The organism is Streptomyces sp. NPDC005483 (assembly GCF_040606035.1).
Taxonomy (GTDB): Bacteria; Actinomycetota; Actinomycetes; order Streptomycetales; family Streptomycetaceae; genus Streptomyces.
The window spans coordinates 702,863-727,535 of sequence record NZ_JBEXEA010000001.1; the positions used below are offsets into that span (position 1 = coordinate 702,863).

Sequence of the window (24,673 nt, forward strand, 5' to 3'; positions counted from 1 at the left end):
AGAACGCAGGCAGGTGTGTGCTCATGGACGGCGGTTCGGGCGTTCGTCCCAGCGGTAAGTCGTCCATGCCTGACGGAATGCCACGGACGGTGATGACGGTGTCGGCGAGATCGATGAAGGCATCGACTGCCGTAGCACGGCGCTCGTAACACCGAGCGAGGCGGTGGAAGGCGTTCTGCCCGGCGTGGGTGCGTTCGACGTGCCACCTCCGACTTGCCTGGACCGGTGCTGTCCCACCGTCCAGGCGCACCCCGCTGCAGATCAGCCACTCGGTGCCGGGCCGGGAGTCGACGGGCCACCAGCACCGTTTCGGCCTGCACCATGCTGCCGTCGTCGAGGCGCACCCCGCCGGGGACGACCTCGCCCCGGTCCCGGTGCGCAGGTCCACGCCGTGGTCCAAGTGAGCCTGGGAGGCCTGTCCTTCGAGGTGCCGAGATCGAGCTGCCCGAGGGAAGCATCCGCGCGCCGGCGTGTCCGGACAGACGGCGGCCGAGCTTCTCGTCGGGCACCCGGTGTGGGGCCGCTCAGCCCAGTGGCTGAGGGTCCGCCCGGTCGAAGGGAGGGGAATGCTCCGCTCTGGCCGGGCGTGGAGGCTGCTGGGTGAAGTGGCGGCCTGCGGCCAGGACAAGAACCGCCAGGGCGGCCGGTGCCGCGTAGGCGAGACGGAACCGGCCGGTGGAGCCGAGGAGCCCACTCACCGCGCCACCGGTGAGGACACCGGCGTAGTTGAAGAGGTTCAGGCGTGCCAGGACCGCCTCCGAGGCCGCAGGACGCAGCCACGCGGCGGAGGCCAGGCACAGCGGAGCCAGCACGGACGCCCCCAGGCCCACCACCCCGGCCGCGAGAACGGCGAACGGCCAGCTCGGCGCCGTGGCCATGCCCGCCAGGGCACCCGCGACGAGCAGGGCAGCGGTGCGTACAACGGCGGCCCCTCCGAACCGTTGCACGAGTTTGTCCGTGGCGAGACGACCGAGGACTGTGCCGGCCTGGTAGGCCGCATACGCCAGCGGGGCGACTGTGAGGGATGCGGCGAGGGTCCGGCGCAGGTAGACCGCCGACCAGGCCGAGACGGTGGAGTCTACGACGTAGACGACCAGGAGGACCAGGCCGAACGGGATGAGCCGGATCCACAGACTGCGCCCCAGCGGCGGCTGCGCGGGGCTGTCCGACGGCCCCGCGGAGGAAGAGGGCAGGGCATGCGTGCGCACGCAGACGGCGAGGAGCAGCACGATGCCGGCCTGCACGCTCAGGCCAGCGGCCACGGGCCACTCCAGCCGGGCGGCCCCGGCCGTGAGCAGGGCCGCGACCACGCCGCCCACGCTCCATGCCGTGTAGAAGGAGCCGAAGACGCTGCGGCCGTAGGCGCGCTCGATCGCCGCTGCCCGGGTGTTGACGCCGACGTCCAGGGCGCCGACTGCAAGCCCGAAGACGATGTACGCGCAGATGGCGGTCGCCTCGCCGGGGGCCCACCCGATCAGAACCAGCGCGGCGGCGGCCGTCAGCAGGGCCCCGCGCATCGTGGCGACGGGACCGGCGTGGCGGATCGCGGCCAGCCCCAGGAAGCTGCCGCCCCCAGCCGTCAGCGCCACCGCGACCATCAGGGTGGTCGTCACGAGCGGAGCCAGTTTCAGGTGTTCGGTGACGGCAGGGACGGTCGTGTAGACGGCGGCGACGGACACACCTTGCGCGGCGAACGCGAGGATCGCGCCCCTTCGGGCGCCGGTCTTGGAGACCGGGTGCCCGGCCCTCACCCGGATCGGAGCAGTGCAGGACATGATGTGGTCTCGCCTTCGTTCCTGTGTGGGCCGGACTGAGCAAGTCGAGGACCAGCGGGGCGAATGCCGTGCGGGTTGCGGAAACCGTAGCCAGGCGCCGGGGGCAGCCTCAGGACACGAGAGGCCGTACAGGGGACTTCGGGGGCCACAACGCGCGACCGGTGACGTCGGCTGCCTACGGTGGTCGCCGAGGAGAAGGTGAGTGCGATGGCTCCTGCCCCCGGCCCGGCAGATCTGCCCGGGACCAGCCGCAGCACATCGGCGACGATCCAGCCGAACATCCTGCGCTACCTGGTCGTGGTCGCCGACGAGCGCGGCGTCGATCTGCGACCCCTGCTGAAGCGGATGGGACTGGACGAGACGGTCATGCGCTCCGCCGCGCTGCGGGTGTCGTACCGGCAGGGCAGCGCGGTGATCCGTCGTGCGCTGGACCTGACAGGGGACGAGCACCTCGGGTTGAAGGTCGGCGCGGCGCAGCACCTGACCGCGTGGGGCCTGCTCGGTTTCGCCCTGATGGCCGACGACACGCTCCACCACGCCATCGAGACCGGAGTGAAGTACCAGAACCTGTCCGGGGCGATGGTGGTGTGGTCGGCTGCTGTGAGTGAGGAGGACGACGCCTTCGTGCTGCGCGCCGACCTTCCCGATCCCGCCATGGACCCGGCCGTGGCCTGCTTCCTGACCGAGGAGGCGTTCGCCTCCGTGGTCACGCTGTCCCGGCTGTCCGTCGGTCCGCTCTTCGCGCCGAGGGCGGTGGAGTTCTCGTTTCCGCCCCCGCGCCAACGGGACCTGTACGACGCCTTGTTCGGCTGTCCGGTCCGCTTCGGGGCCGCCGCCAACCGCATGGTCATCGACTCCGCGTGGGCGCGTGCCCGGATGCCCGGCCGGGATCCCGTGAGCTACGCGTCGACGCTGGAGATGCTCGACGCGCAGCTGGCTTCCCGCCGTGACCAGCAGGATCTGCTGGAGGTGCTGGAGATCTCCGTCGCGCAGGGCCTGCCGGTGGTGCCTTCGTTCAGTGAGCAGGCGCGGCTGCATGCGATCAGTGAGCGAACGCTGCGCCGTCGGCTGGCCGAGTGCGGCACGACGTACGAGGCACTCGTCGAGGGGGTGCGCCGGGAACGCGTCGAGCAGCTGTTGCTCCGCCCGGAACTGACACTGCGCGACATCTCCCGCCGGGCGGGGTTCTCCGACGAACGGGCGCTGCGCCGCGCGGTACGCCGCTGGCACGGCGCTTCCCCGGTCCAGCTGCGGGAGCGGATGCGTACGGCTCGCCTCTGAGACCGGGGTCAGCGGGTGCGGATCCAGACCGTCTTCTCCCGGGTCCACTGCTCGAAGGCGTTGGTGGACTTCTCCACGCCCCCGAATCCGGACTGCTTCCAACCGCCGAAGGGGGTGGTGATGTCGCCCTCGCTGTAGGCGTTCACGGAGATCACACCGGCCTCGATGCCACGTGCCAGCCGGAACGCGCTGTCGAGGTCGCGGGTCCATACGGACGCGGCGAGCCCGTACTCGGTGGCATTGGCCATACGGACCGCCTCGTCCTCCGTGGTGAAGGTCTGGACGGTGACGACGGGACCGAACAGTTCCCTGGTGAGGACGTCACTGCCGGCGGGGGCCCGGGTGATCACGGTGGGCGGGTAGTAGGCGCCGCGCGGGGGCAGTCCATGGGGCAGCCCCCCGGTGTGGATCTGAGCTCCCCCCTCCCGGGCGGCCTCCACGGCTCCCGCGACCCGGTCGAAGGCGGCGTGGTCGATGAGCGGCCCGATCTGCGTGCGCGGGTCGGCCGGATCGCCGATGACGAGCTCTCTCGCCGCGGCCGTGAACCGCTCCAGGACCTCCTCGGCGATACTGCGGTGAACCAGAACCCGGGAGCCGGCCGTGCAGTTCTGCCCCATGGTCAGGAACGCGGCCTCGATCATGTTGTCGATCAGCTCGTCCCCGAAGGCGAGCGCATCGGGCATCAGTACCTGGGGACTCTTGCCGCCCATCTCCAGTGAGACGCGCTTGAAGTTGCTGTCGGCCGCGTCCTTGAGAATACGGCGGCCGGTCGCGGCGGAGCCGGTGAACGACAGCGCCCCCACGAGGGAATCACGGGCGAGGGCCGCCCCGGCTTCGGAACCGTACCCGGGCAACACCGTGAGCACCCCGTCGGGCAGGCCTGCCTCGGCTGCGAGCGCGGTCAGGTGCAGGGCGGAGCGCGGGGTCGCCTCGGCGGGCTTGACCAGCAGACAGTTGCCTGCGGCCAGGGCCGGCCCGACCTTCCAGGCGGTCATGGCCAGCGGGTAGTTCCACGGCAGGATCGCTGCGCCGACCCCGACCGGCTCGCGGCTCATGAGACCGAGACCGTCGGGCCCGCTCGGCGTGATGCGGCCGAAAACCTTGTCGGCCGCCTCGGCGAACCAGCGGATCGACTCGATCGCGCCCGGTACGTCGCCCGTACGGCACTCCGTGATCGGCTTGCCCGCGTCCTCGCTGTCCAGCCGGGCGAGGATCTCGGCGTCGCGTGCCATCAGGTCGGCCAGTCGCAGCAGCACCGCGGCGCGCTCCCGGACCGGCCGCCGCGACCACACCCCGGCGTCGTGGACCTGCCGGGCCTGCTCGGCGGCCTTGGCGACGTCGTCGGCGCTCGCGGCGGGCAGGGAGGTGATCGGCTCACCGGTGGCGGGGTTGACGAGCCGCAGCATCTCGTTCGTGGTCATGCTTCCTCCACCAGCTCCCAGCGTCCGTCGGTCTGGCGGGCCAGCCCGCGTCGGCGGAGATCCTCCAGATAGCGGGCCATGCCGCGGTCACCGCGCTTGCGGAACAGCGGGAAGACCCGGGGCAGCAGGTTCGGCATGAGCATCGCGAACCGCACCAGACGGGACTCGCCGGGCCGGGGGTAGGCCTCCAGTCGGGGCTTGTCCAGCAGGCTCACCACGGCCGCGACGACGTCGGCGGGCTGCTGGGGCCGGTCCTGGAACTGCATGGAGTTCCCGCCGTCCACGGCCTCCTGGCGCAGCATCCGGGTGTCGGTCGCCGACGGGAGCACCGACCCGGCCAGAATGCCCTTGCTCCTGAGGTCGAGCCCGATGGCGAGCATCGCGCCACGGAGCCCGAACTTGGAGGCCGTGTAGATCGGAGTCTCGCCCAGCGGGAAGATCCCGCCGAGGGAGACCGTGGTGACCACCCGGGCGTCCCGTGAAGCCATCAGGAGAGGAATGGCGACCCGGGTCGCCACCAAGGGTGAGGTCAGGTTGAGGGTGATCTCCCGCTCGATGCTCTCGACGCTGCGGACGTCGAAGCGTTCCGCGCTGGTCATACCGACGTTGTTGACGAGAACGTCGAGGCGACCGTGGGCATCGGAGACCCGTTCGAAGAGGTGCTCCACCTGGGCGCGGTCCATGAGGTCGCATCCGATTCCGGTGTGCCCGGCGCCTGGAAGTCCGGCGGCGACCTTCTCGGCCCGGGCCTCGTCGATGTCGACGACGACGCAGCGGGCGCCGCCGGAGGCGAAGCGACGGCACAGAGCACTCCCGATGCCGCCCGCGCCGCCGGTCACCAGCATGACCTTGTCGGTGAAGTCGAACCCGCTCATGCCGCAGCCTCCGCGCGTCGCAGGGACCGTGCCGGGGGCGGCTGGCCCTCGGTACGCCAGCCCATGTCTCCCGCGACCTTGCCCAGGTACTTCACGAAGGCCCCGCTGTCGACGTAGCCGGTGTGGCGGGGCGAGTCGACGAACCGCAGCCCACCGGACAGATCCGGGCGGTCTGAGCGGATCATGTGGGCGAAACGCTCCGCGTTCGGCAACCGGTGCCGCGCGTCATGGACGTACCCGGCGATCAGTTGCGCCTGGGAGTCGAAGAGCTGGTACGCACCGGAGTTGGTCTCGACGAAGCCGATGCCGAACAAGCCCTCGTGCTCGCGCGAGAACGACGACAGGTACAGGTCCGGGTGCTGCTCGTCACCGAAGTACCGCTGCGCGACCGGCACTTTGTGGACATAGCCCGTGGCCAGAAGGACGAGATCGAAGTCGTCGCTCGTGCCGTCGGTGAAGTGCACGGTCCGGCCCTCGGCGCGGGCGATCCCGGGCTTGGCGGAGATGTCACCGTGCTGGAGGTGGTGGATCAGCATCGAGTTGATAGCCGGGTGGGTCTCGAACAGCTTGTGGTCCGGCTTCGGCAGTCCCAGCCTCGTCGGGTCGCCGTTGAGGATGCGCAGGAGGGCGCCGAAGACGCGCTGCGCCAGCCACATCGGCAGGTGCGGCCCACTGCTGGCGAGGGTGTCCACCGGCCGGCCGAACAGGTGCTTGGGGATGAACCAGTATCCGCGCCGCATGCTGATCACCGCGTGGTCCGCGCTTCGGGCCGCGTCGCATGCGATGTCGCAGCCGGAGTTCCCCGCACCCACGACCAGGACCCGCTTGCCGCGCAGTTCCTCGGAGCTGCGATAGCCGGCGGTGTGCCGGACCTCCCCGCTGAACTCACCCGGCAGTTCGGGGATGTTGGGGTGCCACTGCGAGCCCGTGCACACGACGACCTGGCCGTGCACGCTTTTCTGCCCGTCGGCCCGGGTGACCGTCCACGTTCCGTCCGCGTTCTTCTCGACGTTCTCGACCTCGACGCCGAACTCGATGCGCTCGCTCAGCCCGTAGGCGTCGGCGAAGGATCGCAGGTACGACAGGATCTGCCGGTGGGGCGGGTAGTCCGCGAAGTGGTCGGGCATCGGAAAGCCGCCGAAGCCCGAGAGTGTCCTGCTGGAAATGAAGTGGGCCGACTCGTACATCGGGCTGCCGGGATTGTCGATGTCCCAGATGCCGCCGGTCCCGGTGTGCCGCTCAAGGTGGGTGTACGGCAGATTCCGCTCCGCCAGGGCCCTGGCGACCGCCAGCCCAGCAGGCCCCGCCCCGATCACGCACGTGTCGAACTGGTTTTCCTTCACGGGCCCGCCTCCTCGTTCATCCCGCTTCACGGGTGTTGGAGAAAACGTATGCACCCGCCGTTCCGCAGAAACTGACCCCGGCGGCCACGGACCGGACCATAGCGGCCGCACAGGCCGGCCAGGCTGCTGCTGACGTTGCCGGCCGTCGCGGACGTCCTGGTGGCCGCGGGCTACTGGTCCTCGTCGAGCGGCAGTTCCCGATGCGCCCAGGGCGGGCGTCTTCGAGTGGTGCGGCCGGTGACGGCAGCAGTGCCTCGCTGCAGAGCGGGCCGGCGAACTGGACACCGAGCCGCGCTCAGGGCGCAGACCACCCGCTGCTGCCGGCCGCCCGAGACTGGGAGGGTCGGTGGCCGAGGCGGTCGGCCAGACGGACGGTCGCCACCACCCGGTCCAGCCACGCCAGGTCGGGCTTTCGTCCGGCCATGGACATAGGAAGAGTGACGCTCTCCAGCGGGCATGCCCAGGGTCCACCGGGGGACTCCTCACTCCGACCGGCCGCAGCCTGGTGGAGAGGGCCGCGCGGCCACCTTTCGCAATACCTGCGTGCTCACAGCGTCCTCAATTCGCGTCCGGCTCCCTCACGGAGGCCGTTGGTGCGACTCGACCACACCACGGTCTGCCGCATTCACGCAGGTCAGCGCAGTGTCGAACCATCGCCGACGCAGGGGCCCTGAACTCATGAGCTGCGGATTCAATCCGTTGAGCCCGAGTTGAGGTTCCGGCACCTCAGAAGGGACGTTTCCGCAGGTCAGCGATTCAGCGCACCTTCGGTGCGCGTCAGGGGCGTGGCAAATCCCGTGGCGCGCCGGGGGTGCTTCTGTCCTCTCTGACGGGGCCTGATGCCGGTCCGGGATACTGGTGGGGTTCGGTCCGGCCGAAACCGATGCCTCTGTGATGCCGGTGAGCTCGCAGGTCAGCGTGGTGCTGAGGGCCGTCCACGGGAACCGTGGAGTGTTGCTGCGAAGCACGTGCGTTGGATCAAACCCGGAACGGTTCAGTGCCTGGACACGGGAAGGGGCCGGTCCGGAGCGCGTGCTCCGGACCGGCCGTGGGGCGTGGGTCAGCCGGCGGCGGGCACCGGCTCACGGTCGCTCCCGATCGCCGCGCTCGGGGCGGCCTCCTCGCCCTCCACCGGCTTGGCACCGGACGTCGTCTCCACCTGCGGCTCGGGGGTGTGGTCACCCTCGAGCACAGTGGTGAACGGGAGGTCGCCGCGGAGGACGGCCTTGGCGCGTTCCTCGTCGAGCTGTCCCTCCCACTTGGCCACGGCGAGAGTGGCGACGCCGTTGCCGACCACGCTGGTCAGGGCACGGGCCTCGGACATGAAGCGGTCGATTCCGAAGATGAGGGCCAGCGCGGCGACGGGGACGTGCGGTACGGCGCTGAGGGTGGCGGCCAGGGCGATGAAGCCGGAGCCGGTGACGCCGGCGGCGCCCTTGGAGGTGAGCAGCATGACGGCGAGCATGGAGAGCTGCTGGGTGAGGGTGAGGTCGATGCCGAGGGCCTGGGCGAGGAAGACCGAGCCCATGGTCAGGTAGATGGCGGTGCCGTCGAGGTTGAAGGAGTATCCGGCGGGCAGCGTGATCCCGACGACCGGCTTTGAGGCGCCCGCGTGCTCCAGCTTCGCCATCATGCGTGGCAGCACCGGCTCGGAGGACGAGGTGCCCAGGACGATCAGCAGCTCCTCTTTGATGTAGCGCAGGAAAGGCAGCAGGCGCAGTCCGTTCAAGCGCATGACGGCGCCGAGGACCACCAGGACGAAGAACAGGGCGGTGAGCCAGAAGGAGCCGACCAGCAGGAAGAGGTGACGCAGGGTGTCGAGACCATAGTTGCCGATGGTGAAGGCCATGGAGCCGAAGGCGCCGATCGGTGCCAGCCGCATGATCCAGCGGATGAGTGTGAACAGGACCTTGGACAGCTTCTCGATGCCCTGGGTGATTCCCGCACCCGCTTCGCCGGCGGCGTTCAGGCCGAAGCCGAACAGCACTGAGACCAGCAGGACCGGCAGGATCTCGTGGCCGGTCAGCGCGCTGAGCATGGTGTCCGGAATCATCGAGAGGACGAAATCGGCGATGCTCTCATGCCCCGCGGTCGCCTCCGGCGGCAGTCCCTTGGTCGACAGCGTCGAGGGGTCGACGTGCAGTCCGCTGCCGGGCTGGATGACGTTCACCACGACCAGGCCGATCACCATGGCGACGGTCGTGAGGACCTCGAAGTAGATCAGCGCCTTGAGACTGACCCGGCCGACGGCGCGCGCGTTGCCCATGGAGGCGATGCCGTGGACGACGGTGCAGAAGATGACGGGCGCGATCATCATGCGGACCAGCGCGATGAACCCGTCGCCCAGGGGTTTGAGATCGGCTCCGAGAGAAGGCCACAGCCAGCCGACCACGGCTCCGGCCAGGACGCCGACGAGGCACTGGACGTAGAGCAGGGACAGCAGTCGGCGCAGGCGGCTGGGTGGGGCGTCGACACAACCCGGGGCGGCGTCTTTGCGGCTCATGCGGGGCGTCCTTCCAGGACGGGAACGAGGAGTTCGGCTCGGGCGATGCGGCGGGCGGCACGGTGCAGCAGCACCGTGGGAGAGGAGCCCTCCGCCGCGGGGACGGCTCGGGCGGTGATGACACCGGCCGGGGTGCCCAGGCGCAGGGTCCCGTCGGCGGTCTGCCGGGCGACGCGATGGGCGAGGGTGCCGGGGGTGGCGGCGGCGGTGGCCAGGGCGACGGCCGAGGTGAGACCGATCGCCGGGTGGGGCGCGTGCATGGACACCATGCGCACGGCCAGGTCGTACTCGTCCTGTCCGACGAGTGTGCCATCGGTGGTGCGGTAGGCGACAGGACGGGCGACCACCCCGACCTTCGGGACGGCGTGGCTGACGGGGTCGGTCTCCTTGACCAGTCCCATGGCCAGGGCGGCCTGTCGTCGCAGCACGGTGAGGGCGGGCACCGCCGTGGCGAAGTCGGCGAGTGACTCGGTGCCGTCGAGTCCGAACGCCTTGGCCTCGAACAGGGCCGCTGGGGCGCCGGCGTCGACCAGGGACGCCTCGACGGTGCCGCTCGGTCCGGTCAGGGTGTCCAAGGCGTTGCCGGTTGGCAGGACTTTGCCGGTCGAGGTACCCGCCGGGTCCTGGAAGCCGAGGAGCACCGGCACGCCGAGCGCGGCAGTGCCCGGCACCTGGGCCGTCCCCGAGTCCGGGGCGGCGCTTCCGGGGGTGGGGATGGTGCCGCTGAGCCGGGCTCCGGTGTTGACGTTGCGCATGCGTACCGTGGTCGAGTCCGGCGTGAGCGGGACCAGACCGTTGTGGATGGCGTACAGGGCGACGGCTGTGGCGCAGTTTCCGCAGTTGCTGGTCCACTCCACCCGCTCGTCGCCGATACCGACCTGGGCGAAGGCGTACTCGACATCGACGTCCGGCCTCGTGGAGGTCCGGACGATGGCCGCCTTGGAGGTGGTGGAGGAGGCTCCGCCGACGCCGTCGATCTGACGGGGGTCGGCGGCGTTGTAGGCGGCGAGCAGCAGGGTGTCGGCGTCCACGCCGGTCGCCACCACGTCGTGGTGGTCGAAGATCCAGCACTTGCTGGTACCTCCGCGGATCATCTCGCCCTGCAGACGCAACACAACAGACTCCTCATGGAAACCCCGACGGCACTTCCGTGCGTGGTGCGATCCAGAGTGGGCGCGGACAGTGTGAAGTACAATCTCGGAAATCTGCATGGGTATTAAGCTGGAGTGAAAGCTGGAGGTGGCGAGTTGCTCGACGTTCGACGCATTCTGCTCTTCACCGAGGTCGCTCGCCGAGGATCGGTCACCGCTACCGCGCGCGCCCTCAACTACACGCCGTCAGCGGTGTCGCAGCAGGTCAGCCGCCTGGAATCGGAGGCGGGGCAACCATTGCTGGAACGTCATGCCCGGGGCGTCACGCTCACCGACGCGGGACGCGCTCTGGCCGGGCGGGGAGAGCGGATCAAGCGCGAACTGACGGCCGCGGAGAACGAACTCGCCGACTTCGCGGGACTGCGAGCGGGCACGCTCCGGGTCGGCACCTTTCCCACCGTCGGCGCCTCGCTCCTCCCGCGGGCCGTGATCGCCTTCCGCCGGACGCACCCCGACGTGCGGCTGACGGTGCGCAGTGCCCGTATCGCGGGGTTGTGGGCGATGTTGGAGAACCGGGAGGTCGAGATGTCCTTGATGTGGGACTACGACTGGAACCGCATCGACCGCGAGGACATCGTCGTCACCTCGCTCGTCGACGACCCTCCGGCACTCCTCGTCGGCAAGGAGCATCCTCTCGCCGGCCGCTCCTCGGCCGCCCTGGCCGACTTCGCCGACGACCCCTGGATCACCCGTGCCGACCACCATCCGGTGGCCGAGGCGCTCGCCCGCAGCTGTCACGCGGCCGGCTTCGAGCCGCAGATCGCCTACGAGGCCCACGACTACCAGGAGGCCCAGGCCATGGTCGCCGCCGGCATCGGCGTCGCCCTCGCCCCCACCCTGGCCCTGGAGGGCATCCGAGGCGGCGTCAGTGTGCTGCCCCTCCTGCCCCCCGCCCCGGTGCGCCGCATTCTCCTCGTACGCATGAGCGACCACGCTCTGACCCCGGCCGCCGAAGCCTTCGCGGGCTTCCTGCGCGACAGCGCGACGGCCGCCGGGGGGCGATGAACTCGTCATGGATGTGCGGGCATCACAGGCCTTGCCCGGAGCTGTTCAGGACATCATCAACGCTCTGCCGTGACCGGAATCACCGCTTTTCGCAGGTTGGCAGGCCGTCAACCGATCTCACGCGAAGACCCAGGCAGTGTTCTGGAACTGGGCCGGTGGCCATGTCTCATGCCGTGGTGATGGCGGTGTGGAGCGTGGGGATCTCGCGGACCACCAACGGGCGGTGCTGGAACCGTTGTTGCCCGTTGCGCGGGTCAGGGGAGACTGACCGACGGGATCCGCCGGTGGATGCGAACCGGTGTTCCGTGGCGCGAGGGCGGATACGGTCGGGCGAGCATGTGGTCGGGGTACTCAGCCGAGCGCGATGGCGGTCCACGACACCGGCGGCAGTTCGACGGTGAGCACACCGTCGGCGAGCTTCGCGGTTGTGTTCGGGGCCGGGGTCACGCGGTTCTGCTCCGTGAGCGTGTTCTTGGCGTACACGTCGGCGTCGGCGAGCGTGACCGCCTCCGTGAGGTGCGTGGAGCCGAGGCTCCGGACGTCGATCGTGACCTGCGCGGGCTCGTGCAGGTCACGGTTGACGAGGAAGACCGCAGCCCGGTCCTCGTCGGCGGTGGCGACAGCGTCGATGACGGATGTCTCACCGTGGCGTGCGGTGTCGTACACCGGTGCCTGGATCAGGGGCCGGATCACCTCGCCGGAGGCGAGCCGGCTCGTGATCGAGAACGGGTGGAAGGTGGTCTGCCGCCAGGCGGGGCCGCCGGGCTCGGTCATGATCGGCGCGATCACGTTGACGAGTTGCGCGAGCGATGCGGAGGTGACGCGGTCGCTGTGCTTGAGGAGGGTCATCAGCAGGTTGCCGACGACGACGGCGTCCGCCACCGAATAGACGTCCTCCAACTGCCGGGGGGCGTGCCGCCACTCGTCGTTGACCTCGTCGGACTCGGCGTGCTCCTTCTGGTACCAGACGTTCCATTCGTCGAACGAGATGTTGATCTTCTTGCTGGAGCGCTTCTTGTAGCCCACGTGGTCGGCGGTCGCGACGACGGTGTCGATGAAGTAGTCCATGTCGGTCGCCGAGGCGAGGAAGGAGCCGAGGTCGCCGTCGTGCTCCTGGTAGTAGGCGTGGCAGGAGACGTAGTCGACCTGGTCGTAGGTGTGCTCGAGCACCGTGCGCTCCCAGTCGCCGAAGGTCGGCATCCCGGAGTTGGAGGAGCCGCAGACCACGAGTTCGAGCTCCTTGTCGGCCATCTTCATCGCGCCGGCGGTACGGGCGGCGAGCTTGCCGTAGTCGTCGGCCGCCAGGAAGCCGGTCTGCCAGGGGCCGTCCATCTCGTTGCCGAGGCACCACATGCGCACGTTGTGCGGCTCCGGGCTGCCGTTGGCGACACGCAGGTCCGACAGCGCCGTACCGGAGGGGTGGTTGGCGTACTCGAGCAGGTCCAGGGCGGGCTGGATGCCCCGCGTGCCGAGGTTCACCGCGAGCATCAGTTCGGAGTCGGTGAGCTTGAGCCAGCGGGCGAACTCGTCCAGGCCGACCTGGTTCGACTCCAGCGAGTGCCAGGCGAGGTCGCGGCGCACCGGGCGCTTGTCGCGCGGGCCGACCGAGTCCTCCCAGCGGAACCCGGAGACGAAGTTGCCGCCCGGGTAGCGGATGGTCGTGCTGCCGAGCTCCCTGACGAGCGCGACGACGTCCATACGGAACCCGTCGTCGTTCGCGCTCGGGTGTTCCGGCTCGTAGAGCCCGGTGTACACGCAGCGGCCGAGGTGTTCGACGAACGAGCCGAAGGTGCGGCGCCGGACGGGGGCGATGACGGCCCGCCTGTCGAGTTCGATGTGGGCGCGGGGCAATGCGGTAGTCCTTTGCAGTGCGGGGACGGGGGTGGGCAGCGGACGTGCTACTTGACGGCGCCTGCGGTCAGGCCCTTGCGCCAGAACCGCTGGAGGCTGATGAAGGCGACGAGCAGGGGGATCAGCGACAGGAACGCACCGGTGATCGGCAGCAACGGCGGCACCCCGCCGGCGAACTCCGCGCGCCACTGCACCAGGCCCACCGTGACGGGCTGCAGTGAGGGGGTGTTGAGCATGAGCGAGGGCAGCAGGTAGTTGTTCCAGATGCCGACGAACTGGAACAGGAAGACGGTCACCAGTGCCGGGGACATCAGCGGCAGGGCGATCCGGAAGAAGGTGCGCTGTTCGCCTGCTCCGTCGAGCCGTGCGGCCTCAAGGAGTTCGTCGGGGACGGACGCCGCGGCGAAGATCCGGCACAGGTAGACGCCGAACGGGCTGACACAGCTGGGCAGCAGCACCGACCAGTAGGAGTTGGTGATGTCCAGCTTGGCCATGAGCAGGAACAACGGCAGGGCGAACATCGGCGCCGGGATGAGAACCGAGGCGAGGATGACGTTGAACACGCTTTCCCGGCCGCGGAAGCTGAACTTGGACAGCGCGTAGCCGCCCATCGCGGACAGCAGGGTGCCGACGGTGGCGCCGACGAAGCTGTACAGCGCGCTGTTGGCGAGCCAGGTGGGGTAGATGCCGCCCTCGAAGCTGAACACGTCCCTGATGTTGGTGACCAGGTCGAAGTGGGAGAACCACAGCGGCGTACCGGTGTAGAGGTAGCCCGAGGCCTTGGTCGAGGAGACGAACAGCCACCACAGCGGGATCAGCGTGTACAGGGCCATCAGGCCCAGCATGCCGTTGACGACGACCTTGCTCGCCATGTCCGTGCCGCGGCGGGCCGGTCGGGTCGGGCGGTCGGCCGAGATCACGCTCATGCCATCGCTCCCTTGCGCTGGTTGTACTTGAGAAAGCCGAAGGAGAGCACGAGGGTGATCACCGCGAGCACCACGGACTGGGCCGCGGCCAGGTTCTGGCCGCCCACGTCCATGCCCAGGGTCGCGTTCATGATCGGGGAGAACTTCGGGTCGACGCCCGGGATGCGCGCGCTGACCAGCACCGCCGGCTCCGTGTACAGCTGCGCCGTCCCGATGATGGAGAAGATGGTGGTCAACACCAGCGCGGGACGCACCAGCGGGATCTTCACCGCCCACGCCAGGCGCCATCCGGAGCAGCCGTCGAGCGCGGCGGCCTCCATCACCTCCGCCGGGATCGTCTGCAGCGCGGAGTAGATGATCAGCATGTTGTAGCCGGTCCAGCCCCACGTGATCATGTTCCCGATCGAGAACGGGACCCACGACGGCGACAGGAAGTCGACGTCGATCCCGAGGTGGGCCAGCGGTCCGGTGAACGGCGAGAGGTCTTTCGCCAGGAGGAAGGACCACATCAACGCGGCGATCGCACCAGGCAGCGCGTAGGGCAGAAAGAACGTGAGCCGGTAGGTCTTCCGCAGCCGGGCCGAGCGGGAGTCCAGCAGAAGCGCGAGCAGGAGGGCCAGGCCGAGCATGACCGGGACCTGGACGCAGCCCAGCAGCACGACCCGGACGATCGACGCGGTGAAGTCGTGGTCGCTGAAGGCGTCGACGTAGTTGGACAGTCCCGCGAACTCCGTGGACTGCTTACCGCCGAACAGCCCGGCGCGGTGGACCCTGAAGAAGCTCTGGTAGATCGCGTACCCGATCGGCGCGACCATCATGGTCAGGAAGAGCACCGCGAACGGTGCCAGGAAACCGGACGCGGTCAACGCGCTGCGGCGGCTGCTGCGGCGCGGCCGACGGGTGGCGGAGGTGCGGCGGGTGGCCGCGGGCGCCGGCCGCGGCGGTGACGCGGTCCGGGTGCTGCTGGGACTGCTCATGGAGACCTCGCTGGGCGGTTCGTCGTCAGGGAGCGGGTCCCCGCGGCGCCGGGTACCGGCGGCCGCGGGAACTCATCGGGGCGGTTGAAGTTCCGCTGCCTCAGCCGTTGGTCACCGACAGGCCGAGCTTCTTGATCGCGGCGACCGTCGAGGCCTGGACCTCGGCGACCGCGTCCGGCAGGGTGCCCTTGCCCATGGCGCCGGTGAGGTCCGTCTGGACCTGCTGATAGGTCGGGCCGTTGGTCCAGGTGCTGGGCACCTGTGCGGCGGAGGCCTTGAACACGTCACCGACCTTCTGGCCGCCGAAGTACGGGTCACCCCCCGTGAGCGACGGGTCTTCCTGACCGGCCTTCGACGCCGGGTACAGCCCGCTTTCGATGCCCGTCTTCACGGCCTGCGGGTCACTGGACATGAAATCGGCGAACTTCACGGCTTCGCCGGGCGTCTTGCACCCGCTCATGACCGAGGTGGCCGAGCCGCCGTTGCTGGAGCTCTTGCCGTCGCCGGCCGCCCAGGTCGGCATCGGGGCGACCCGCCACTTGCCGGACAGGCCCTTCAGGTCCGACTTCAGGCCGCCGGCGGCCCAGGACGCGTTGACGAACGTCAGCACCTTGCCGGCGGTGGCGGCCTTGTCGAACTTCGGGTCCCAGGCGTTGCCGGACTTCTGCACCAGGCCCTTGTCCTTCAAGTCCTGCCAGAATTCGGCGACCTTGCGGGTGCCGGGGTTGTCGATGCTGACGGTCCAGCTGTCTCCCTTGACCGAGTACCAGGACTGACCGGTCTGCAGGGTGTAGGCCGCCAGATCGTTGCCCTCGCTGGGCGCGTTGCCGAACTTCACGCTCGGATCGGCGGCGGCGACCTTCTCGGCGTCGGCCTTGTACTCGGCCCAGGTGGCCGGCGGCTTGGTGATGCCGTACTTGGCGAACAGATCCTGGCGGTAGAAGAGGACCATCGGGCCGACGTCCACCGGGACGCCGTAGATCTTGCCGCCGACGCTGGAGGCGGAGACCGCCGACGGGGCGTACTTGGCCATGTCGGCGCTCGCGTACTTCGTGATGTCCATGACCGTGTCCTTCACGAGCATGGACGGGATGGCCTGGTACTCGATCTGGGCCAGACACGGGCCCTCGCCGGCGGTGATCGCGTTGCTGATCTGGGTGTAGCCGCCCGTGCCGCCCGACGGGATCTTCTTGAAGGTGACCTTGGCGTTCGGGTGGGAGGCGTTCCACTGGTCGACGATCTTCTCGTAGCCGGCCCAGCCCCAGAACTCCATCTTCACCGGCCCGGCCTGGCTCTTCTCCGTGTTGCCGGAGGTGCTCTTGGTGCTGCTGCACGCGCCGAGGCCGGCCACGAGGAGCGCCGCGGTGGTGATCGTCAGGAGTCTGCGGGTGCGTATGGTGGTGCTGTTCATGTGAGGAACCTTCTGTGACAGAGGCGGACTTGCTGGATGGCCGGTGGGTGGGCGGGCTAGGCCCGCCTACCGGCAGGTGCCGAACTCCACGCCGAACGCGGTGGTGACCGCGGCCAGGACGTCCGGTGCCGACGGGCCCGGTCCGCAGGCAGCGCTGCCCAGACCGTGGTGTAGGTGGTCGAGGTGCAGATGGAGACTGCCGTCGCGGACCAGGTCGTGCTGGTGGGTCGCGGCGGCCAGGGCGTCGGTGCTCCAGGGACGAACGGTCAGGTCGATGACCGGGTCGCCGGTGATGAGCAGGGTGCCGTCCGGGGTGGTGATCCTGGCGTGGCGGACTTGGTGGCGGTTGCCGTTCTCCTGCGGGCGGACCTGCGGGATCTGCAGCGCCGAGACGGTCGACCGGTGGCGGCCGACGCGAGCCGCGGCGCGGAGGTCGCGGTACGCCTCACCGGGACCGGGACCGTACCACTCGACGTCGGCGTCGGTGCCGGGCAGCGACATCGCGACACCCAGTCGGGGCAGCGGCATCGGCCACGGGCCGTCGGGGGTGACGACGGCTTCCAGCCGGAGCCGGGCCTGGTCCGCATGCGGTGTGTCAGAGGCCGTCCAGTGGTAGACCACGCCGAGGCCGGACGAGGACCCCGCGGCGGCGAGGCGGGCGATGACCGTGAGTCCCGACACGTCGGGCTCGACACTCAGGACGTCGTGGCGCATCCGGTGCAGTCCGGCGGCGAACCAGGCGTCGGCCTGCGGCTCGCCGAAGGCGTTGAGCAGGTCGTTGTCGATCGGGGCCCGCCAGATGTCCAGTCGCGGGCCGTCGAGCTCCAGGTCGCCGAGCCGTGTCAGCGTTCCGGTGCGGGCGTCGAACCGCGCGGGACCCAGTGCGATGTACCCGTCGTGGGCGATCGCCGGCGCCGGAGTGAACGGGACGGGCGAGGCGGCCGGTGCCACGATCAGCCCCTGGGCCCAGGCGATCTCGTGGCCGGCCTCGGCCCAGGTCTCGTCGGCGGCGAGCACCGCGGTCACGGTCAGCCACACCTCGTGGCCGGAGTCGTTCTTGCGCGCCGCGTCGAGCGCGGCGGTGACGTCGGCGGGCCATGAGACGGTGGTCGTCGTACCCGGAGCGGTCGCTGGCACGGTGAGGCCGCCGGAGCCCGTCGGCTCGCCGCCGTCCTCGACGGTCCACCGGAATTCCAGGTAGCCGCTGTCGCGGACGTGGTGCAGGTTGTGCACGTCGATCCGCCGAGTCGCCGGGTGGATGCGGATCCGGACCGGTTCGACGACCTTCTTGTACTCGACCAGGCCCGGGGACGGCGTGCGGTCGGGGAAGAGCAGTCCGTCGGCGACGAAGTTGCCGTCGTGTACCTCTTCGCCGAAGTCACCGCCGTAGGCGTAGAACGAGTGGGGGTCGTCCTGCCCGGTGAGCCGGGGGATCCCGTGGTCGATCCACTCCCAGATGAAACCACCCGCCAAGCGTGGGTGCGCCTCGATGACCTGCTGGTACTCGGACAGTCCGCCGGGGCCCGTGCCCATGGCGTGTCCGTACTCGCACAGCACGGCCGGCAGGGCGCGGCGGTGTGCGTCGTCGGCCGGATCAGCCGTCGGTGGCTCCTGGCCGCGTCCCACGGCGGACAGCTCGTCCACACCGATGTACATGCGGGAGTACAGGTCGACGTACGCGCAGCTCGCCCAGTCGCCCTCGTAGTGGATCAGGCGGCTGTCGTCGCGCTGTCGGATCCACGCGGCCGCGGCGGCCAGGTTGGCTCCGGTGCCGGACTCGTTCCCCAGCGACCAGACGATGACGCAGGGGTGGTTCTTGTCGCGTTCCACCAGCCGTGCGGCCCGGTCCAGGTAGGCCTCGCGCCAGGCGGGGTCGTCGCTGGGGTTGCGCCGCCAGCCGCCGGGTTCGAAGCCGTGTGTCTCCAGGTCGCCCTCGCAGAACACCCACAGGCCGTGCTCGTCGCACAGGTCCAGGAAACGGTGGTCGGGCGGGTAGTGGGCGGTGCGCACCGCGTTGATGTTGTGCTGCTTCATGAGCAGCACGTCGGTCAGCATGGTGTCCTCGGTCAGGGTCCGCCCCGTCAGCGGATGCCATTCGTGGCGGTTGACGCCCCGCAGGGAGATCGGCCTGCCGTTCGCGGTCAGGACGCCGTCCACGACGGCCACGGTGCGGAAGCCGATGCGCAGCGGTATCCGCTCCCCGGCTTCGGAGACCAGTTCCCCCGCGTACAGGCGCGGCTGCTCGTCCGACCAGGGCTCGACGCCGTCGATCACGTGCGGGCCGGCCGGATCGGCGGCGGATATGCCGAGCTCGGGCACCGAAAGCGACACCCGGACCGGGGCGGTGACGTCGACGGCCAGGGTGCCCTGCCCCGTCGTGTGGTCGTAGGCGGCGTGGACGAAGAAGTCCTCGACGCCGCGAACGGCCACGGACACCGACCGGAAGATCCCGGACAGCCACCACATGTCCTGATCCTCCAGGTAGCTGCCGGACGACCACTGGTGCACGCGCACCGCGAGTACGTTGCGGCCGGGCCGCAGAGCGGCGGAGACGTCGAACTCGGTGGTCAGCCGGCTGCCCTTGCCGTCGCCGAGCCGGATCCCGTTGAGCCACACCGCGAACGCGGAGTCGACGCCCTCGAACCGGAGCACCGCAGTCGATGCCGGGAATTCGTCCGGTACGTCGAACGCGCGGCGGTACTCGCCGGTCGGGTTCTCCCGGGGGACCCGCGGCGGGTCGACCGGGAACGGGTAGAGGATGTTGGTGTAGGCGGGCGTGCCGTAGCGCGGCTCGCCGGGCAGGCCGGTCATCTGCCAGCAGGACGGTACGGCGAGCAGGTCCCAGGCGTCGTCGTCGAAGTCCGGCGCGGCGAAGTCCACGGTGAGGTCGTCCAGCCCTGACGCCAGCCGGAATCTCCAGTCGCCGTCGAGAGCGATCGTGGGCAGATCGGTGGTGAACGCGGCGCGTGGCCGAAGCCGTCCGGTTCCCGGCGACCGGTCTTCTACGTAAGCGTCGGGGTCGAGGTCTGTCATCAGTGGAGGTGCTTTCTTTCGGAACTCGTAACGGTGACGGCCGGCGGGTGAGGCTGGATCGGTCGTTGCCTCGCAGGGGGTGGCGTGCAGGTCCGGCGGAGCGATTGCTATCCGCGCGCCGGTGGTGGGGCGCTGCTGTCCCGGACGGTCAGGGTCGAGCGCAGCAGTGTCAGTACGTTGGTCGGCGGCCGGCCGGAGTCGACGGCACGCAGCAGCAGCTCGACCGCCTGTTGAGCCATCTCCCGCTTCGGGAAGGTGACCGTGGTCAGTGCCGGCTTGATCTGTCCGACCTGGGCGATGTCGTCGAAGCCGACGACGCTGACGTCGTGGGGGACCCGCCGCCCTGACCTGACGACCGCCTCGATGGCGCCGACGGCCAGGACGTCGTGCGTGGCGAAGATCGCTGTGACGTCCGGGTCTGCCCCCAGCGCCGCGGAGCTCGCGGCGAATCCGCCGGCCGCGTCGTCTCTGGTGCAGGCGAACACCTGGCGGTCGTCGATGGTCAGACCGTCGTCGGCGAACGCTCGGCGCAACCCGCGTACGCGCGGCGAGTGCGCGGGGAGATCGGCGATCACCGCGACGTTCCGGTGGCCGAGATCCCGCAGGTAGCGTCCGGCCAGGAACCCGGCGTGCTCGTAGTCGATGGACACCACGGGCAGTGTGGCGGGCGCGTCTCCCTCCCAGGCGCACAGCGCGACCGGGAAGGCGGCTTCGATGAGCATCGGCAACTGCTGTTCGACGGCGTTGTCCCCGGCGACCAGCAGTGCGTCCACCGAACGCGCGGCGAGGTTCTCCAGGTGGGCCCGGGTGTAGTCGGGGTCGTCCCGAGTCGTGGCGAGCAGCAGGTTGTACCCGTGGCCGACCAGCACGTTCTCCACCTCCTCGACCACTTCCGAATAGAACGCGTTGGCCACTCGCGGCACGAACAGGCCCACGGTCGCGGTGCTGCCGGTTCTCAGGGAGCGTGCCACCAGGTTCGGTTTGTACCCGAGTTCCGCTATCGCCGCGTTCACCTTCGCCAGGGTCTCCGGCCGTACCTTCTTGCCGGACACCACGTTGGAGACGGTCTGCTTGGCGACTCCCGCCCGAGCGGCCACCTCCGCCATCGTCACCACGAGTGCTCCCCCCAAAACATGTATCGATCCACGAAAGTGGCGTCAGCGTAGGTCGCCTGTCGCGTCAAGGCAAGGCTTCGTCGAAATGTTGTTGATCCAGCGGTTACGTGAGCCCAGTGAAGGCAGGGGCAGGTCGCAACAGGTTCAGCTGCGAAAGTGCGACGGAAGCGTTGACGGTTCCAGAAATGCGACATTAACATCCCGGACACGCCGATCACTTGGATCGGTCAACGTGGTGAACCGTCACGATCCAGCGCGCGACAAGGCGCCCCGTGTCACTCGGCGCCACCGCTCTTGAGGCGCCGTAGTGGTCCTCTCGGTCACGACAGCGCCGACGGCCGCATCCGGCCCCGGCTTCGCGCATGCTCCACACCGTCCCCAGCGGGCGGGGAGCGCCTGAACCGACCTGCAAAGGTCTCGTCCTGAGGAGAGACAGGCATGATCCGACCGGCCGGCGACGACGCCGCCCCGACCCCCGCCCCGGCGCGCCGCAGACCGCGTGTGAAGCGCATCATCGCGGCCGCCGCGAGCGCCACCATCGCGGTGGCGAGCCTCATGCTCGCCGGCGCCGTCCCCGCACAAGCAGCCACCACCGTCCACACGTACGCGCCGACGGGTGTGGGAGGCGGTACGACGACGTCCCCGGACCTGGCGTCCACCAAGTACCAGGTGCAAGTCGCCGGCACGCCCGTCCAGGCCGTGCGGTACACCGCGAACCGCAACAACTTCGACATCGCGCGCTTCGCGTCGGACTCCCGGACACCGACGATCACGGTCACGCTGCCCGGCACCACGATCGACACGGTGCACGTCTACCCGGAACGCTACTACCCGTCCAGCAGCATCTCGGTGAGCGCGGACAAGCACACCCTGACGTTCCAGATGTCAGCCGATGCCGGGTTGAACCAGGCGATCGTGATGGTCAACGGCGACTCGACCAGCGTGACGGGACAGCCCTACCTGGCGGTCATCAACGACCCTCTGGAAGACCCGGCGCAGCGTCCGGACACCACGAGCGCACCGGACGGTTCCGGCGTCAACCTGCAGACCGGTGTCCTCAACTTCCAGCAGTTCGCGGCGAAGTACCTCGCGGCACACCCGAACAGCACGGCGCAGCAGGCTCCCGCGGCGACGACGAGCTCCATGGCCGGCAAGACCGTCGACGGCACCGCCATACCCGCCGGTCAGAAGAGCTCGGCCGGGACCCTGGTGAGCGCGAGCAGCACCAATGTGCGGTACCCGAATGTGCGGGTCATGGCCGCCGACGACGTCACGTTCGCCCTGAAGGCCGCCATCGACACCATCAGGGCCAACCCCACGGCGCTCAACACGCTCTACTTCCCGAACGGCACGTACTTGTCGTCCGGTCTCCTGGTCAACGGTGTGGACGGCAGCAAACTCAAGGGCGGCAAGCTGAAGATCTACACCGACGACGGGGCCCTGCTGAAGAACCGCATCCAGGGGTACATGGAGGCGTTCGAGCCGGCGGCCGGGATCATCAACTCGAGCAACATCGAAATCGACGGCCGCGGCATCATCGACGGCAACGGCGTGGCGAACTACCGCATGGACTCACACGACGCCTACCGCAGCGTGCACCAGGGCGGCGTCATGGTCATGCACTCGTCGGACATCACGTTCAACGAAACCTACCTGCGCGACTCGAAGCAGTGGAACTGGGAGACCCACACCGCCAAGAGGGTGACGTTCAACAACATCAAGGGCCTCACCCCGTACCCCCAGCCGTGGATCGACGGGACGGACTTCGCGAGCGGCCAGGACATCACCGCCAACGGCGTCTTCACCCTCGGCAACGACGACGCGTTCGCCTCCGGCCATTACAACCCCAGCGACGGATTCAACCCGACGGCCACCGGCGTGTGGGGCAACTTCGCGCTCGGCACCGCCACCCCCGACATCCAGGGCTATGCCAACGCGGTGGGCGCCCACGACGCCGTCGCCGACGAGCTCGGGTTCGACAGCTACCACTGGGACAACGCGGACTCGAAGAACATCTCGGTCAGCGACACCCTGAGCTGGTCCTCCGGAGCCGGCAACTCGATCCGCATCGGCTGGAGTTCGTGGGGATACAAACTCAACAACTACACGTTCGACAACTTCAACTCCATCTCGCAGGGGGCCGGCGGCATCTTCACGCAGAACAGCCCCAAGCCGTACCCGCGCATCTCGAGCATCGTGATCAAGAACAGCTCGTTCGACACCTCCCGGTACCAGTCGGGACCGATCAGGCTCAACGGCGGCAACGGATCCACCCAGACCATCACCGCCGACGACCAGGCGACCTACGGGTTCGCCGCCAACCCCGACGGTTCGGGCACCACGTACACGTACACCAAGACCCCGATCAGCACCTTCCAACTCGACAACGTGTGGTTCTCGCAGCAGGAGACCAGCAGCCCGTTGAACGGCACCACGAACGTGACGCTGAACAACCTCAGCGTCGCGAACCAGCCCGTCGAATACTCCAGCCAGTTCCCGCTGGCACCGAGCGGGATCGGCACGCTGACCAGCACCTACACGGACGCGAACGGCCAGACCCAGAACGTCAAGCCCGGCGCCCTCACCAACGGCGACACCTATGTGGGTGCGTGGACCGGTGACCAGACCAAGAACAACTCTTCGGACCTGACCCTCATCACCCGCAACACCGGGGTCGGCCTGATGGGCGAGCAGTACACCACGGGCTCGGGAGACGGCAAGCTCTCCTACATCCAGTTCCCCCTCAGCAGCCTCACCAGGGCACCGAGCCAGGCGACGCTCCATCTCACCTACGTCGGCCACCGCTATGCGACGGTCCCGTCGACTGACACCGACCAACTCCTCGTGCAACCCGTCAACGACACCACCTGCACCGGCGGCGGTACGTCCTGCCCGGTCTCCACGACGACCTGGCAGAACCGGCCGAGCTTCACCGCCACGACCTCGTCTGTCGCGAAGTCGGCCACCTTCAACCTCGGTTCGACCGTCGTCGCCGAGGGCGGCGGGAACCATCAGACCAACCCCGTCGACGGCCGCGACATCACCGTCGACATCACCTCCTTCGTCCAGAACGCCTACACGGCAGGTCAGTCCACGCTCCTGCTCGCCGTCGGCAACGCGGGTGGCACCAACCACGAGCTGCGCTTCGTCAGCTCCGAAGGCGCCATCGGCTCCGGGAAGCTCACCAACGGGACCGCCGAAATGGCGCCGGGGGTGACCGTGACCCCGTAGACCCCTTCGAGGCCGGCCCGCCCCCCGTGGGGCGGGCCGGCCCTGCTGTGTCTGACGAGAGCGAATTGATCAGGTGACGGTGGCCTTGATCGCCCGTTGGGGGAGGGCATGGGGAAGCGTCAGCCGCAGCCGTGCATCGTGTCGGACGAACTGTGGTCGCTCATTGCGCCGTTGGCGCCGGAGCCACCGCCGAAGCAGGTTGAAGGACAGGCCGCGGGTACCGGACAGGCAGGCCCTGTGCGGCATTCTGTTCGTCCTGCATACCTGGATCCAGATCAGTAAGGCTGGACCCTCGATACGGCGGTGACGGTCACGGTGTCGTCGCACTCGGTGAATCGTGCGTCGTCCAGGGCGACCTGGTGGGCTCCGGAACCCGGTAGCCGGACGACCGTCGTGGGATGGATCACCGGCGTTGAACCAGACACGCAGTACCCGTCGCCCTCTCCCTACACCTGCGTGAATGTGAGCTTCACCCAGGCCTTGCCGCCGGGGGTCACCCTCACTGGCGTCGCGGCTCCGGTCGGCTTGACGGCGAGCGGCACGTGCAGCTGACGATGACTGCCGCGGTACCGGTACCCGCCGGCCGTACCGAGGCCTGACGGACGGTGGCCTTGAGAGTCCCCGCAGAACAGGTCGCCGCCGAGCCGCCTGCCGCTGACTTGACGGCCCCGGACGGGGTGACGCCGCCGTCTGCGGTGTCCGTACCGTACTCACCAGGCTGACATCCTGCCGCCGTCGGCGCCGCCGAGGCCGCGACGACCGCCATCGCCGAACC

The 24,673-nt window shown here is 69.3% G+C and carries 15 protein-coding genes and 2 pseudogenes; 3 read left to right on the forward strand and 14 right to left on the reverse strand.

The window, feature by feature from the left end; genetic code table 11:
• Positions 1-21: 21 nt before the first annotated feature.
• Together ABZT06_RS03225 and ABZT06_RS03230 are read right to left on the reverse strand one after the other, a co-directional pair.
• Positions 22-229: pseudogene (locus tag ABZT06_RS03225) on the reverse strand (IS5/IS1182 family transposase); the annotation flags it as partial.
• Between the two features lie 295 nt (positions 230-524).
• A complete protein-coding gene (locus tag ABZT06_RS03230; protein ID WP_355733966.1) occupies positions 525-1,775 on the reverse strand; it encodes an MFS transporter in 1,251 nt (416 codons plus the stop codon).
• A 207-nt stretch (positions 1,776-1,982) separates the two neighbouring features.
• On the opposite strand from ABZT06_RS03230, the gene ABZT06_RS03235 reads away from it, so the two are divergent.
• Positions 1,983-3,056, forward strand: a complete 1,074-nt coding sequence (locus ABZT06_RS03235; protein ID WP_355733968.1) for an AraC family transcriptional regulator ligand-binding domain-containing protein — start codon at positions 1,983-1,985, stop codon at positions 3,054-3,056.
• A gap of 8 nt (positions 3,057-3,064) precedes the next feature.
• On the opposite strand, the gene ABZT06_RS03240 is transcribed toward ABZT06_RS03235, so the two are convergent.
• The 6 genes and pseudogenes from ABZT06_RS03240 to ABZT06_RS03265 all read right to left on the reverse strand — a co-directional run bounded on the left by ABZT06_RS03240 (position 3,065) and on the right by ABZT06_RS03265 (position 10,313).
• Positions 3,065-4,477: an aldehyde dehydrogenase family protein gene (locus ABZT06_RS03240; RefSeq protein ID WP_355733971.1), complete on the reverse strand. Its 1,413-nt coding sequence runs from the start codon at positions 4,475-4,477 to the stop codon at positions 3,065-3,067.
• The gene (locus ABZT06_RS03245; RefSeq protein WP_355733974.1) at positions 4,474-5,352 is read right to left on the reverse strand and encodes an SDR family oxidoreductase; all 879 of its coding nucleotides are present in this window, start codon (positions 5,350-5,352) and stop codon (positions 4,474-4,476) included. Before ABZT06_RS03245 ends, ABZT06_RS03240 begins: the two co-directional genes overlap by 4 nt.
• Entirely contained in the window at positions 5,349-6,695 is a 1,347-nt protein-coding gene (locus ABZT06_RS03250; protein ID WP_355733976.1) for an NAD(P)-binding domain-containing protein, read from the reverse strand. The genes ABZT06_RS03245 and ABZT06_RS03250 overlap by 4 nt, the downstream gene beginning before the upstream one ends.
• Before the next feature lie 308 nt (positions 6,696-7,003).
• A pseudogene (locus ABZT06_RS03255) lies at positions 7,004-7,146 on the reverse strand (ABC transporter ATP-binding protein); the annotation flags it as partial.
• 609 nt (positions 7,147-7,755) lie between these two features.
• Positions 7,756-9,198: a C4-dicarboxylate transporter DctA gene (gene dctA, locus ABZT06_RS03260; RefSeq protein WP_355733978.1), complete on the reverse strand. Its 1,443-nt coding sequence runs from the start codon at positions 9,196-9,198 to the stop codon at positions 7,756-7,758.
• On the reverse strand, positions 9,195-10,313 hold the full coding sequence (locus ABZT06_RS03265) for a PrpF domain-containing protein (RefSeq protein WP_355733981.1): 1,119 nt from the start codon (positions 10,311-10,313) through the stop codon (positions 9,195-9,197). The genes dctA and ABZT06_RS03265 overlap by 4 nt, the downstream gene beginning before the upstream one ends.
• 132 nt (positions 10,314-10,445) lie before the next feature.
• On the opposite strand from ABZT06_RS03265, the gene ABZT06_RS03270 reads away from it, so the two are divergent.
• Complete coding sequence (locus tag ABZT06_RS03270; RefSeq protein ID WP_355733984.1) at positions 10,446-11,354, forward strand: LysR family transcriptional regulator; 909 nt, start codon at positions 10,446-10,448, stop codon at positions 11,352-11,354.
• A 351-nt stretch (positions 11,355-11,705) separates the two neighbouring features.
• Here the strand turns inward: ABZT06_RS03270 and ABZT06_RS03275 are convergent, their stop codons facing one another.
• From ABZT06_RS03275 to ABZT06_RS03300, 6 genes are all read right to left on the reverse strand, one after another.
• The gene (locus tag ABZT06_RS03275) at positions 11,706-13,205 is read right to left on the reverse strand and encodes an alpha-N-arabinofuranosidase (protein WP_355733986.1); all 1,500 of its coding nucleotides are present in this window, start codon (positions 13,203-13,205) and stop codon (positions 11,706-11,708) included.
• 47 nt (positions 13,206-13,252) lie between these two features.
• Entirely contained in the window at positions 13,253-14,131 is an 879-nt protein-coding gene (locus ABZT06_RS03280) for a carbohydrate ABC transporter permease (RefSeq protein ID WP_355733989.1), read from the reverse strand.
• Entirely contained in the window at positions 14,128-15,108 is a 981-nt protein-coding gene (locus ABZT06_RS03285) for a sugar ABC transporter permease (RefSeq protein ID WP_355733992.1), read from the reverse strand. The genes ABZT06_RS03280 and ABZT06_RS03285 overlap by 4 nt, the downstream gene beginning before the upstream one ends.
• A 100-nt stretch (positions 15,109-15,208) precedes the next feature.
• Positions 15,209-16,519, reverse strand: a complete 1,311-nt coding sequence (locus ABZT06_RS03290; RefSeq protein WP_355733994.1) for a sugar ABC transporter substrate-binding protein — start codon at positions 16,517-16,519, stop codon at positions 15,209-15,211.
• Between the two features lie 66 nt (positions 16,520-16,585).
• Positions 16,586-19,552: a glycoside hydrolase family 2 TIM barrel-domain containing protein gene (locus ABZT06_RS03295; protein ID WP_355733996.1), complete on the reverse strand. Its 2,967-nt coding sequence runs from the start codon at positions 19,550-19,552 to the stop codon at positions 16,586-16,588.
• Between the two features lie 107 nt (positions 19,553-19,659).
• A complete protein-coding gene (locus ABZT06_RS03300) occupies positions 19,660-20,658 on the reverse strand; it encodes a LacI family DNA-binding transcriptional regulator (protein ID WP_355734105.1) in 999 nt (332 codons plus the stop codon).
• 447 nt (positions 20,659-21,105) lie between these two features.
• Here ABZT06_RS03300 and ABZT06_RS03305 point away from each other — a divergent pair, with 447 nt between their 5' ends.
• Positions 21,106-23,898, forward strand: coding sequence for a DNRLRE domain-containing protein (locus tag ABZT06_RS03305; RefSeq protein ID WP_355733999.1), 2,793 nt, complete (start codon positions 21,106-21,108; stop codon positions 23,896-23,898).
• Positions 23,899-24,673: the final 775 nt, after the last annotated feature.